The organism is Parabacteroides sp. B2-S-102 (assembly GCF_023656665.1).
Taxonomy (GTDB): domain Bacteria; phylum Bacteroidota; class Bacteroidia; order Bacteroidales; family Tannerellaceae; genus Parabacteroides; species Parabacteroides distasonis.
In genome coordinates, this window is the sequence record NZ_JAMOKM010000001.1 from 297,572 (window position 1) to 310,655 (window position 13,084).

General features: G+C 46.2%; 12 protein-coding genes. 3 read left to right on the forward strand and 9 right to left on the reverse strand.

What is annotated here, in order from left to right; translation table 11 throughout:
* Nucleotides 1–41: 41 nt before the first annotated feature.
* Nucleotides 42–1,550 carry a sensor histidine kinase gene (locus NBH07_RS01265; protein WP_005856384.1) on the forward strand — a complete coding sequence of 503 codons (1,509 nt, stop codon included), beginning with the start codon at nt 42–44 and terminating at the stop codon, nt 1,548–1,550.
* A 22-nt stretch (nt 1,551–1,572) separates the two neighbouring features.
* On the opposite strand, the gene NBH07_RS01270 is transcribed toward NBH07_RS01265, so the two are convergent.
* From NBH07_RS01270 to NBH07_RS01290, 6 genes are all read right to left on the reverse strand, one after another.
* Nucleotides 1,573–2,931, reverse strand: a complete 1,359-nt coding sequence (locus tag NBH07_RS01270; protein ID WP_005856386.1) for an ATP-binding cassette domain-containing protein — start codon at nt 2,929–2,931, stop codon at nt 1,573–1,575.
* Nucleotides 2,928–3,836 (reverse strand): substrate-binding domain-containing protein, encoded by a 909-nt coding sequence (locus tag NBH07_RS01275; RefSeq protein ID WP_008778290.1) that lies wholly within the window; start codon nt 3,834–3,836, stop codon nt 2,928–2,930. Before NBH07_RS01275 ends, NBH07_RS01270 begins: the two co-directional genes overlap by 4 nt.
* A 170-nt stretch (nt 3,837–4,006) precedes the next feature.
* Complete coding sequence (locus NBH07_RS01280) at nt 4,007–5,560, reverse strand: sodium:solute symporter family protein (RefSeq protein WP_008780467.1); 1,554 nt, start codon at nt 5,558–5,560, stop codon at nt 4,007–4,009.
* Nucleotides 5,557–5,700 (reverse strand): symporter small accessory protein, encoded by a 144-nt coding sequence (locus NBH07_RS22545; RefSeq protein ID WP_005856393.1) that lies wholly within the window; start codon nt 5,698–5,700, stop codon nt 5,557–5,559. Before NBH07_RS22545 ends, NBH07_RS01280 begins: the two co-directional genes overlap by 4 nt.
* 13 nt (nt 5,701–5,713) lie before the next feature.
* A complete protein-coding gene (locus NBH07_RS01285; protein ID WP_005856397.1) occupies nt 5,714–6,139 on the reverse strand; it encodes an ACT domain-containing protein in 426 nt (141 codons plus the stop codon).
* A gap of 23 nt (nt 6,140–6,162) precedes the next feature.
* Nucleotides 6,163–7,464, reverse strand: coding sequence for a phenylacetate--CoA ligase family protein (locus NBH07_RS01290; RefSeq protein WP_005856399.1), 1,302 nt, complete (start codon nt 7,462–7,464; stop codon nt 6,163–6,165).
* Nucleotides 7,465–7,662: 198 nt separating this feature from the next.
* Between NBH07_RS01290 and NBH07_RS01295 the strand changes: the two genes are divergently transcribed.
* Nucleotides 7,663–8,934 (forward strand): PAS domain-containing sensor histidine kinase, encoded by a 1,272-nt coding sequence (locus NBH07_RS01295; protein WP_005856401.1) that lies wholly within the window; start codon nt 7,663–7,665, stop codon nt 8,932–8,934.
* A gap of 11 nt (nt 8,935–8,945) precedes the next feature.
* On the forward strand, nt 8,946–9,518 hold the full coding sequence (locus NBH07_RS01300; protein ID WP_005868262.1) for a DJ-1 family glyoxalase III: 573 nt from the start codon (nt 8,946–8,948) through the stop codon (nt 9,516–9,518).
* Nucleotides 9,519–9,606: 88 nt separating this feature from the next.
* On the opposite strand, the gene NBH07_RS01305 is transcribed toward NBH07_RS01300, so the two are convergent.
* The 3 genes from NBH07_RS01305 to NBH07_RS01315 form a co-directional block, all read right to left on the reverse strand.
* Nucleotides 9,607–10,116, reverse strand: coding sequence for a ferritin-like domain-containing protein (locus NBH07_RS01305; RefSeq protein ID WP_005856408.1), 510 nt, complete (start codon nt 10,114–10,116; stop codon nt 9,607–9,609).
* A gap of 108 nt (nt 10,117–10,224) precedes the next feature.
* Complete coding sequence (locus NBH07_RS01310; RefSeq protein ID WP_087342999.1) at nt 10,225–11,547, reverse strand: Gfo/Idh/MocA family protein; 1,323 nt, start codon at nt 11,545–11,547, stop codon at nt 10,225–10,227.
* 4 nt (nt 11,548–11,551) lie between these two features.
* Nucleotides 11,552–13,042 (reverse strand): cobyric acid synthase, encoded by a 1,491-nt coding sequence (locus NBH07_RS01315; RefSeq protein ID WP_005856411.1) that lies wholly within the window; start codon nt 13,040–13,042, stop codon nt 11,552–11,554.
* Nucleotides 13,043–13,084: the final 42 nt, after the last annotated feature.

Genomic DNA, 13,084 nt, shown 5'->3' on the forward strand with positions numbered 1-13,084 from the left:
TTACGGCCGGAATATTCAAGCCTTTGATTAAAAAAATCAACATGGAAGTTAATACTACGGAGAACAAAACTTTGGAACAGGATTATAGGGATTTAGCAGGATTGTTATCTAATATCGTGGACTCGTTGCCCATCTACTTTTTCGTGAAGGATACGGGTGATAATTTCAGGTACGTGTACTCCAGCCCTTTGATGAATCAACTTTACGGACGATATCATAATGATGTGGTCGGGAAAACGGATTTTGACCTATTTCTAGATCCGGTCGTCGCCCAATCTTTCAGGGATATGGACGAGGAGGTGGTGAAAACGGGTAAGATGCAGCGTTTCGTGGAGCAAATGATCGATCCGAAAGGTATCTTGCGTACTATGGATACGATGAAACTGCTAGCGCCCCGTGAGGATAAGCCTCCTTATTTAGTAGGGATTTCATGGGATATTACAAAGCAAAGGCAGGTCGAGGAGGAGTTGCATAGCTATAATAAGCGCTTGGCGCTCGCATGTCAAGCGGGTAAGATCTACCCGTGGCTTTGGGATCTGGTAAACGGTACGGCGGAGCTTTCCTTGGAAGAAAACGGCCAGATCAAGCATGTGCAGATCACCCACGCTAGTTTTACGGAGAAGATCCATCCGGATTACCGGAAGGTCTATGAGAATATTACAACCGCTTTCATGCGGGGCGAGATCGATTCCATGCGATTCAGTTTCCCTTGTCGTTATTTCTCGGATGAGTATGTATGGTTGGAGAAGATCGGTGAGGTCTATGAGGCCGATCCGGATGGCAAGCCGATCCGCTCGATCGGAATCCTTCGGGATATGACCGTCGATAAACGGCACGAGGCGGATGTGCAGGCTAAGCGTTTGGCGGAAGAGAGCGACCGGATGAAGTCCGCTTTTATCGCTAACATGAGCCATGAGATACGTACCCCTTTAAATGCCATCGTCGGCTTTTCCACCTTATTGGCGGAGAGTGACGATGAGGAGGAAAAAAAGGAATATCTGAGGATCATAGAGAGTAGCAATGAGTTTTTGTTGCAGTTGATCGGTGATATCTTGGATATCTCGAAGATCGAGTCAGGAAAGATGGAGTTTATTTATACGACCCTGCGTTTGAGTGAGATATTCGCTCCCCAGCAGCAAGCTTTCGCCTTGAGAGTGGCCCCGGATGTAAAGGTTATCTTTGAGTCGGACGGTAATGACTATTGTATTGTGTCGGAGAAGACCCGTTTGACTCAGGTCTTGACCAATTTCCTTTCCAATGCCGTGAAGTTCACCAGCTCGGGTTCTATACGGTTTGGTTATCGTTTGACCGATGATGGTATCTATGTCTACGTAACGGATACGGGTATGGGAATCAGTAAGGAGTCTCAAGCGAGCATATTCAATCGTTTCGTGAAATTGAACAGCTTTAAGCAAGGAACAGGATTAGGGCTTTCTATCTGCAAGACGATAATTGAGAAGTTGAAAGGTAAAATCGGGGTTGAGTCGGAGGAGGGAAAGGGCTCTACATTCTGGTTTACGATACCTTGCCAACCGATGAAAGTGAAATAAGACATTCAAGTTTGGTTGGGATTTATAGGTAAATCACCTCATCCGCCAACAACCGAATCTCATCCGGATTATGTGACGTGAAAAGAATGATCCGTTCTTCTTTCATTTGCTTTTCTCGTATTCGTTCTATAATACGATGGCTTAAGGCTTCATCCAAGCCTTTGAACGGCTCGTCCATCAAAAGGAGAGGAGAAGGGTATGCCAATGCCCTCGCTATAGCGATACGTTGTTGCTGTCCGTAACTAAGCTCTTTAGGATATCGGTTCCCGAAGGGCTCCATTTCCATTTCCTGTAAGTGTTTTTGGGCAATTCGCCGGGCTTTTTCCTCCGTGAGAAAAGAGGAGAGGGGGAGGATGATATTTTCTTCTGCGGTTAGATGGGGCAGGAGTTGCGGTTGTTGGAATATGGTGGCGATTCCAAAGTGTCTTGTGGGATGTATCTCTCCTTCCGTAGGCAATAAGATACCTCCGATTAGGTTTAATAACGTTGTTTTTCCTTTGCCTGAAGGTGCGCTAATTCCATAAATAATCCCTTTTTGAAAGGAATGGGAAAAGTGCTGTATGCCATATTGGTAACTTATATCTTTCGTGTCTAAAACTGATAATGTAGGGGTGGGGATGGTCTGATCCTCATTTGCGAAAGATATTTTAGGGGTGATATCAGCGACTTTGCTAATTCCTTTGTCAAAAAAGAAACTGATGAATACCGCCACGATTGTCCAAGCGAGCAGCTCAGGGACAGCGATAAAGTTTTGCGCCCTTTTCATCTCGCTTCCGATTCCGAATGCGCATTGCGACAAGACTTCTCCCATAATGATCGCACGCCAGCCGAATCCGGCGGCGGAGGCAAGTCCGCTATATAAGAATGGCTTTAGCTGCGGATAGATGATCTGGAATAAGACATTGGAACGTCTTATATGGAATTGACGTGCCATAATGGATAAACCCGGACGTAGATCGAGGATTCCCCGTGTCAGATTCTCTGTTAGTAGCGGGAACATGGTGAGAAAGGCGATCATCAAAGGGATGCTTTCCGGATTTAGGAATATAAGCGCCAAAAGTATGAAGGATATGACCGGGATCGAGCGCATGATGGCAAGCAGAGGTCTGAATAATTCATACACCCATTCAAAACGGGCGAATAACCCGGCCATCCCTATCGCACAAACGAATGAGATCGACATGCCTAAGACTCCCCGGAGTATAGTCGCTCCGACCGACTGATAGAAACTACCGGAGACGAGCCATTCGCAAAGTGTCCGTACGAGTCGGGGAAGTGAAGGTATCAGCTCCGGTTGGTTGGCTATAACGGCGAATAGTTGCCATCCCGCCAAGAGGATAGCGGTAGCGACTATTGTAGTGATTGTTTTTCGCAATCTCATTGTTTTTCGGGGATAAATCCGGCATCGGGAAGCCTCCCGCCGACGGCCTTGGGTTCATACTGTTCGATGAGACGCAGGAAATCCATGACGGCGTTTTTCGCCTCGATAGCCGATAAATAATGGATTTTACACCGCTCGATACTCTCAGGAGTTAAGGCCCCTTGGGCGAAGATTCCATGTTCTTCCAAAGAATGGATGGTCTCTTTCGGATATCGTACGGCTTTTTGGCAGGAGGCTCGTAAGGCATCCTCAAAAGCGATACGATATTTCTCCATCGTCGGGGTGTATACGACCGCTGTTTGGGCGAATCCGAGGGTATCGCTGTCTGTTAAGTGATTCAAGTCCGCAGTTATTCGTAAGCTGCTGTCTTTCCGTAAAGCGATGCTTAGAAACGGTTCCCCGAGCACGGCACGATTTACTTTTCCGGCTAAGATGCCTTGGGTGATTTCCCCGGCGGTATTGAAGGCGTAATTCAACGGATAGTCTGATCGCTGGCGGCCGAGATAGTACCGGGTAAGGATATCGGGAGTCGTACCGTTGCCGAATACATACAATGCCGGTTCTTTTAAGGGTGTTTTCTCGACGAGGTAAAGGGTTCCCCAGATCGGGCATCCCGCTAGTTTAATCTTGATCCCTTTATTGTACAAGTTCGCCGCATTGATCATGGGGAGTACGGCTATGTCGGTCTCCTGCTTGATCAGTAAGGCTTGCGCCAGATCAGGCGAGTCTACCACTTTTACTTGTACTTTTTTGTTATCTATAATTGGAGGATTCTCAAGCCAATCGGCGAATGCGATAACGGATGGACCACGAAGTACCGAAACCTTGATTACGGTATCTTCCGTTTGTGCGTGCCGGCAACCGGAGCAACAAAGTATGAATAGTAGAAAAATGTATTTAATCATATCTAGACCTCTATAAAACAATTAAGGATTGCCTCCCGGCAACCCCTAACCAACTTTGTTAACCTTAAATCTAATACTATTATGAAAAAACCACAGTGCAAATGTACTGTTTTCTATATATCTGTCAATAGAATAAATGCTAATTAGTGTTTTGAGGTTCATAAGAAAAGCTAAAAAGCCTTCTTTTGAGTCGCTAGGCTAACCAAAACAATCGTTATCGCCGATAATGGCAAAGCAAATAAGATCGGATCTATCGCATGCCACGGATATACATCGATCAAGACGTCTTGTCCGAATAAAGCCTTGCAAAGTCCTACCGGAGCCGCTTCCGCCTTATGAAGGAACAACATGGCGAATAAACTGGCCAAGCCTCCTACCCATAAGCTGGCCAAGGCCCCTTGCCGGGTAGCCCCTTTCCAATATAGCGAGCAGAAATAGGTAGGTAGGAATGTAGCCGCGCAAATACCCATGAACAAGGCGGTGCCTCGTGCGATAATACTTGCGCTTAGCGTATAGCAGATAACGTAGCTGACCAAGATAGAGCATAGCACGCCGATACGTACACCTAATGTAGAGTTCGGATTTTTGCTACGTCCTAGTTTGGGGAATGCGTCTGCCCCGAAAGCCGCTCCCATGGTATGAAATTGCGCGCTAAGGGTAGACATACTGGCAGAGAGAATACAAAGCATGAAAACCGCCCCGAACCACTCCGGCATCGCTTTATTGATAAATAGGGGGATGATCTTGTCCATATCTTTTACCGCCTCGGAGGCGACTACACCTTCCGTCTTGAGGAAAAACAAATTAGACAAGGCTCCCACGTGATAAATCGCCCCTACCGTGACAATCAAGAACACGCAGCCGATCAATACGCCCCTGTTGAGTTGCTTGGTACTTTCCACCATCATGAAGCGTACGACTAGTTGTGGCTGCGCTAAGCAACCGATTCCTACGCCAAGGATCAATGAGGTAACCAATGTATACCATTGTGGAGAGCCTGAGATGGGCATAGCTGTCCATCCTTGATGTCCCAAGGCCTTGAAGCGTTCGGGCACCATGGGGGCGATATCCGTCAACTTCTGGTTCGCCTCGATAAAGCCCATGTCCATGATATGGTAAAACCAAAATAGCAGGAATAGCATACAAGCGAACATGATAACCGCTTGCAACGCATCCGTATAAAGTACTCCCTTGATACCGCCCGTAATCACGTAGGCCGCTACGATCAAGGTGAAGATCAACAAGGCCAGATGAAGGTCGATGTGAAACATCTGTTCGATGAAGACGGCTCCTCCCTTCATCACCACGGCGGCGTAGAGGGGCATGCCGATGAAAATGATCGAGGCGATGAAGATCTGTATAGACCGGGACTTATAGTGTAATCCCAATAATTGCGGGAAAGTCCGTGCGTTATGTGCCTCGCCTAACTTCCGGGTCCTTCGTCCGAAAAAGATAAAGGCTACCACTACGCCCATGAACATGTTCAATAAGCAAAGCCATTGAATACCCATGCCGAACGTAGCGGCTACGCCACCGAAACCAACGATCGCCGATGCCGAGATAAAGGTCGCCCCGTAAGACAGGGCCATGATAATGGGGTTTACTTTTCGTCCGCCTAATAAATAATCACTGGCATTTTTCGTCTGCCTGTATCCGAGATACCCTAACCAAGCGATTACAAACATGTAAATGATGACAATAATGCCTAATGTTAGCGTACTCATTTTCGTGATTCTTTAGTAGGGTTTGTTTTTTCGTCGTCTTCTTTATTCCAAGTGGTTATCCCGAACCAAATAGAAAATAGGAGGCAGGCGAACGCTAGAAGGTAAGCCAGCCAAATACCGGGGTCGCTGATTCCGAACATATATCCGTGCCTATTAAAGTTTTATTAGATCACTTTCACAGATATACTCGAGATTCTGACGGCGGATTACTTCACGGGCGCTTTCCCGGTTGTTCGTACGCAAGATCAAGATCGCTTTTTCCCGGATGGAGAAACAATACATATATTCTATGCTGATGCCCGCTTTCGTGAAATAAGATAATGTATTGGCAAAACTTCCGGCGCATGAGCTGGTTACGATCGCTAATACGTCGGTCAGGTTGGCGCTGACATTATTCTCTTTTAATATCTTGTAAGCCTTCTGGGGATCGCTTACGATGATACGAAGGATTCCATACTCGGAGGTGTCGGCTACGGTGGCCGCGATGATGCGTATGCGCTCTTCCGCCAATAACGCTAATATCTCGCTTAATTTCCCGTACTTGTTTTCAAGGAAAATAGAAATTTGATTGACTGTCATAAGGTGTTATTTTAATTGTTTATTTAACAAAGCTTGCGATGATCTTTCACTCGTACCGCCTTGCCATCTGTGGTTGGCAAAGATCCCTTGGCTACCAGCTTGATACGTGGTGTAAGTAATAATTCGTCCTTCAACTGACGGGTGATACCTTTCGTCAAGCGCTGCAAGGCGGAATAATCATCGGTGAATAGGTCGCTCAACTCTACCTCGATCAACATCTCGTCGCTGTTACCGATCGTTTCGAGGGTAATCAAGTAATTGCTGCCTAATTCCTTGAATTGCATCAATATCTTTTCGATTTGGATGGGGAACAGGTTCACGCCCTTCAAGATTATCATATCGTCGCTACGTCCTTTGAAACGGGCAAGGCGTTTATGGGTACGTCCGCAAGGGCAATCGCCCGGTAAGATACAAGTAAGGTCACGGGTACGATAACGGAGTAAAGGCATCGCCTCCCGGTTGATGGTCGTTAATACCAATTCTCCGACCTCTCCCTCGGGTACCGGTTGCAAGGTAACCGGGTCTACGATCTCTACGATCACGTTGTCTTCCCAGATATGCAAGCCGTTCTGCTCCGTACATTCGAACGCTACACCCGGCCCGTTCATCTCCGACATACCGAAACAGTTGTAAGCCTTGACACCCAGAAGCTGCTCGATGCGTTTACGTTGTTCTTCCGAGTGTGGCTCGGCACCGATACATACGGTGTGTAGTTTGGTATCCTTTCTCGGGTCTATTCCCTCCTCATACATAACCTCGGCCAAACGAGTGGCATAGCTCGGTATGATATGTAAACAGGTGGTGCCGAAATCGGTGATGAACTTAATCTGTCGTTTGGTATTACCGGCCGCCGCAGGCACTGTCAACGCACCTAATTTTTCTGCTCCATACTGGAAACCGAGGCCACCGGTAAACATGCCGTAGCCGGATGTATTCTGGAATACGTCCGTATCCCTTAGCCCTACCATATACATGCAACGAGCTACTTGGTTAGCCCATTGGTCCAAGTCCTTGGCGGAATGTAAGACAACGGTAGGATTACCTGTCGTTCCACTGGAAGAGTGGATACGTACACATTTCTGTAACGGGATGGCAGCCAATCCGAACGGATAGTTATTTCTAAGATCATCTTTCGTTGTAAACGGAAGTTTTTGTAAATCCTCCAAGGACTGAAAACTGTCCGGGGTAATTCCTTTCTCTTTGAATATCTTATGGTAAAAAGGGGAGTTGCCCGCTAGTTCTATGGTTTGTTTCAGTCGTTCCAGTTGGAATTTTACCAGATCTTTACGATCCATGGTTTCTATTTCTTTCTGCCAATACATCATCGTTTTTTCAATTAGAGTGTGTTTAATTCATGAAATTAGATTGCAAATGTATCTTTTATTTTGGATAATGCCATGCTTTTGTGTCAAAATATTAGTAATGACCTTTTGAAAATAAGAATTATTAGGCGGTAAGCCGTTGTAAATAAAAAAATAATAGTTATTTTTGTCCATTACGCAATTTAACTTTATGTATGGGCCATGGGAAAATATGACCACCTTTCCAAAGAAGAGTTGATTCAAAGGATTGAGAGACTGGAAGCCGATCTGGAAAAAGCCACTTTGACACCATCCGCGAGCGATAACGAACTTGAGATGCGCCAAAGCCAGCATACGATCAACTTCTTAAATATCTTGATGGATACGATCTTGTCGAACGTATTTGTGGAGATCACGGTGAAAGATATTTTCAACGGTTTCCGGTATATCTATTTTAATAAGGCGGCGGAGGAATTTACGGGGGTCAAGGCGGAAGATATCTTAGGGAAGACGGATTTCGAGCTTTTCCCTGATTCCCGGCGGGCGCATGAGATCCGAACGGAAGATTACCATACGATCAAGACGGGACGTATGGTAAAGGAAATGGTCGAGTATGAGAAACCGAATGGAGAGGTGAGAATCGTAAATATCGTACGTTTACTGATCACGAATCCGGACCCGGGAGCCTCGCCTCTGTTATTGGTCATGCTGAATGATATCACGGAGCAACGTCAAGACCAGTTGGCGCTGATGAAAGTACAAGAGGCGGATAAGATGAAAAACGCTTTTATCGCTAATATGAGCCATGAGATCCGGACCCCGCTGAATGCTATCGTTGGCTTTGCCCATCTCGTGACGGAAACGACTAATGCCAGTGAGCAAAGGGAATACTTTTCGATTATAAATAAGAATTGCGATTTATTGTTGAAACTGATTAACGATATCCTAGATTTGTCGAAGATCGAGTCCGGTCGGTTAAACTATAACGTGTCGGAAGTTGAGTTGAGGGATATTTGCCAAGAGGCCTATGTGGTACAATCCTTGAAGATGACTTCCGATGTGGCATTATTATATAACTCGGTCGCCATGCCTTCTGTTCGTCTGTGGATCGATCCGCACCGGGTAGAACAGGTCTTGTTAAATCTCTTGTCTAATGCCATTAAGTTTACTTCCAAAGGTTTTATCTCGCTTTTTTATGAGGTGGAAGATATGTTCGTACGTGTCTCTGTCATGGATACCGGAATCGGGATATCAGAGGAAAAGCTGGAGTCTGTTTTCGAGCGTTTCGTGAAATTGGATGATTTTTATCAAGGGGCTGGTTTGGGACTACCTATCTGCAAGATGATTGTAGAGCAGTTGGGTGGTGAGATCGGTGTGCGATCTGAGCTTGGCAAAGGTTCCACTTTCTGGTTCACCTTACCATTGGTTGTTACGGATAAGGCTGTTGTGGAGAAGGATGATCCTTCTGTTTTAAGTGAATGTCAACTATATTAAATAAAAAAGAAATGAAAAATGCGGTTGTCTTTTTAGCGACAGGCTTTGAGGAAATAGAGGCCTTGGGTACGATTGATGTCTTGAGGCGTGGTGGTGTACGGGTTATGATGGTATCTATTACGGGTGACCGATTGGTGATAGGAGCTCATGATATTCCGGTAATGGCTGATTACCTGTTCGAGGAGGCGGATTTCAGTTGTGTCGATGCCTTGATTTTGCCGGGTGGAATACCCGGAAGCAACCATTTAAATGCGCATGCCCATTTGAAAGAATTAGTCAAGGAGAAAACGGAGGAAGGCGTATTAATCGGTGCTATCTGTGCCGGACCGATGGTTTTAGGTGGTCTTGGATTGCTAAAAGGGAAAAGGGCTACCTGTTTTCCTTTCTTCGAGCCAACAATGGTAGGCGCTACCCCTACGGATAATGGAGTAGAGCAGGATGGAAATATCATCACAAGCAAGGGGCCGGGTTTTATGTTTGAGTTCGGCTTGACGATCTTGAGGAATCTGAAAGATGAGGAAATCGCTTTGGAAGTGGCGGATGCCTTATTATATGACGCTTTGTTGCATGGGACAAAGCATTAATGTGCTTGAAATTAAAATCCCTTGAGAGAATGTCTCTAAGACATTCTCTCAAGGGATTTTTGTTGTAAAGAGTTTTCCCTTTCCTAAATTATTTCTGGAAAGATTTTTTCATACGTGCGATATCTGTCAAATAGTCTTGCAGATCTTGCTCGTGTTCTTCTTCCTCAGCTAAGATATGCTTAGCGATATCACAAGTCGTGAAGTCGATGCCGTCCGTGAATTTAGCGATTTCTTGATAACGCAAGATGGCGCAACGCTCGGAGGCGACATTCTGGTTCAGAAGGCTTACTACGTCAAAGTCTGTCGGTGAATCATATTTGCATCGGGCTAATTCAAACCATTGTTTCGGATCAAGTACCGGAACTCCTTCCAATTCGATGATCCGGTCTGCCAATAATTGGGCGTGATGCCTTTCTTCCTCGGCATGTTCCTCGAATTCACCTTGTACGTCGGAACGCATGGCTCCTTCAACGACCAAGGCTCCTACCCAATATTGATAGTATGCTAGCCATTCTTCCGCTAACGCGGCGTTTAGTTGAGATAATAAATTGTCGACATCCAATTTCCCTCTTAAAATTTTGACGCTTTCTTTTGCCATAGCTGTATTAATTTAGAATTAAACGTATTGTTCGTTTTTTATAGTTCTAACAAGCTTACTAGGGCATTGTTTATTGTTTGTCAAAATTTTAACGTTATGCTGCGATTGTTACAATTTAGGTAATTCCCAAGGTGCCCGGTAATAGGCTTTCGACAAGGCGGTAGCCTCGTTATCGCCGACAAACAAATTGTTTTTATCATCCCAATGAACTTCCCGTTGAACCCGGCAGGAGATATTCGCCAGATGAGCCATCTTCGCTACACGGGCACCGATAGCGACATCGGCGTTCGGAAGCTCACGGCTTTTAATGCAGCTCAACATGTTTCCCACATGATTATAAAGTCCTTTGCCTTCTCCTTTCTTGAAAGGAACGGCTTCCATGCGAGCTACGTTATTGGATACGACCGGTATGACCTCCCAACCGGCCCTGTCGAGTACCATCGTACCATTCTCCCCATAGAACGCTAATCCTTCCTTACGGTTATAGAGTCCGTGATTGATTCCGCAAGCGTGATCCCAGATGATATTAAAATCATCGTAGGCATAAGTCGCCATTAAAGTATCGGGTGTCTCCATAGCGTCGTCCGGATAGGCGAACTTGCCGCCGCCTGAGAATACACGGGTGGGAAGACCCGCGTTCATACCTTCCATGGCATAATCCAGTAAATGTACGCCCCAGTCCGACATCAAGCCTCCGGCATAGTCCCAGAAGAAACGGAAATTATAATGAAAGCGATAAGGATTGAACGGACGTTTAGGAGCCGGGCCTAGCCACATATCGTAATCCACACCGGCGGGAGCGTCGCAATCCGGTTTAACCGGAAGTGTCGGCTTGCCGTCTTGGTAAGCCCAGACCTTGACCGTACGGATCCGTCCGATATTTCCGGCTTTCAAGAAATTAGCCGCCTCGTCCCAATGCGGGTCGCTACGTTGCCATTGGCCTACCTGTACGATCCGGTTATATTTACGGGCGGCTTTTTCCATCAGGTTACATTCCTCGATCGTATTGGAGAGCGGCTTCTCTACATATACGTCTTTTCCCGCTTGGCAAGCCCAGACCGTCGGAAGGCAATGCCAATGGTCCGGCGTACCGATAATGACTACATCTACGTCTTTATTATCGATTACTCGTCGCCAGTCCTTATATAAGTGAGGTACTTTTTTCCCTGTTTTCTTCTCAACGTCGGCAGCCCGTTTGTTTAACCATTCGTCATCGACATCGCAAAGAGCCACGCATTCCGTCTCCGGATAATCAAGAAAAGTATTCAAATCCCCGTATCCCATGCTACGGCATCCTATGAGGGCTACCTTTACTTTGTTGCTAGGGGCGGTTTGTCCGTATATGGAGGAATACGATTTACCGATAAGCGGCGATAAAGTAAGTCCGGACATGATAAGTCCGGTTTTTTGCATAAAAGTACGTCTGTTCATGATATTAGTTTTTAATACTGTTATAAATATATTCCATATCCACGTGCTCCCTTACGAGGGCGGCGAGTTTGTCATACTGCTCTTCCTTAAAAGCGGCATAATCGAAAGGACCTGTAGTCGTTTCCGTGTCAAAGCCTTCAGCTAAGTTGTCCAATACGGCTGGATTATCAAGGATACCATGCATATAACTTCCCCAGCATCGGTTGTTGAGGTAATATCCGTCCGTTCGTCCGTCTTCCAGTCGGGCTACGGGCTGTTCGGGGGCGTCACCCAATAGGGTGGTTCGTCCCATATGTATTTCGTATCCTTTACAATCCTTATTCTCCGAGGAGGGGAGGAAAGCAAAGTCGCTTTGTCTCGTGATCTTCTCCTGCTCGATGACTGTGCATTGAGGCAGAAGACCGAGACCGGGAATCGCCGGGATATTTCCCTCGATACTTTCCGGATCTTCCAAGCGGACTCCCATCATTTGATAGCCACCGCAAATACCGATCACCTTTTTACCCGCTTTATGCGCCCGGATAATCGCCATCGCTATCCCATTGGCCCGCAGGCTTTGTAAGTCCGATAACGTATTCTTTGAGCCGGGGAGCAGGATGATGTCGGCTTTCTCTATCTCATCGATATTGTTGGTATAATACGGATTGAAACGGGGGTCCATCTCCAATACATCAAAATCCGTGAAATTAGACATTCGTTTCAGCAGGATGATAGCTACATTGATTTTCCCGTCTTTATAAGTGTTATTTTTCATATCCAACGCTACGGAATCCTCTTCCTCTATCTTGATATCCCGAAACCATGGAATTACGCCGACCACGGGAATCCCAGTCAATTCCTTTAATAGGCTCCGTCCTTCTTCGAATAAAGAGGCGTCTCCACGGAACTTATTGATGATAACCCCTTTCATTAACACTCGTTCCTCCGGTCGTAATAAAGCGATCGTTCCATATACAGAGCCGAATACGCCCCCACGGTCTATATCCGCAACTAAATAGGTAGAGGCTCCGGCAGCGATCGCCATACGCATATTGGTGATATCCCGGTCTCGCAGGTTTAGTTCGGAGATGCTTCCGGCTCCTTCCAATACGATCGGGTTATAGCGAGCTTCCAGACGCTTGAAGGCTTCGATGGCTTCCTTAAATAGCTCCTCCTTCTGGTTTTGTATCCCGAAATAATCCTTGGCGGACATATTGCCGACTGGCTTTCCGTTTAATACGACTTGCGAGCTTTTATCATTTGTCGGCTTTAGTAATATCGGGTTCATATCCGTATGCGGGGAAATACCGCAGGCCTCCGCTTGTACGACTTGCGCCCGGCCCATCTCGCCGCCTTCCGGGGTAGAGTAGGAATTGAGGGACATATTTTGTGCCTTGAACGGTGCCGGTTGATAACCATCTTGCTTGAAAATACGGCAAAACGCCGCATTGATAACGCTTTTACCCGCATCAGAGCAGGTTCCGACAAACATAATCGGTCGTAGGTGTTGCTTCATCTGTATAGATTTTATTTACACAGTGTACAAAGGTAGTATTTT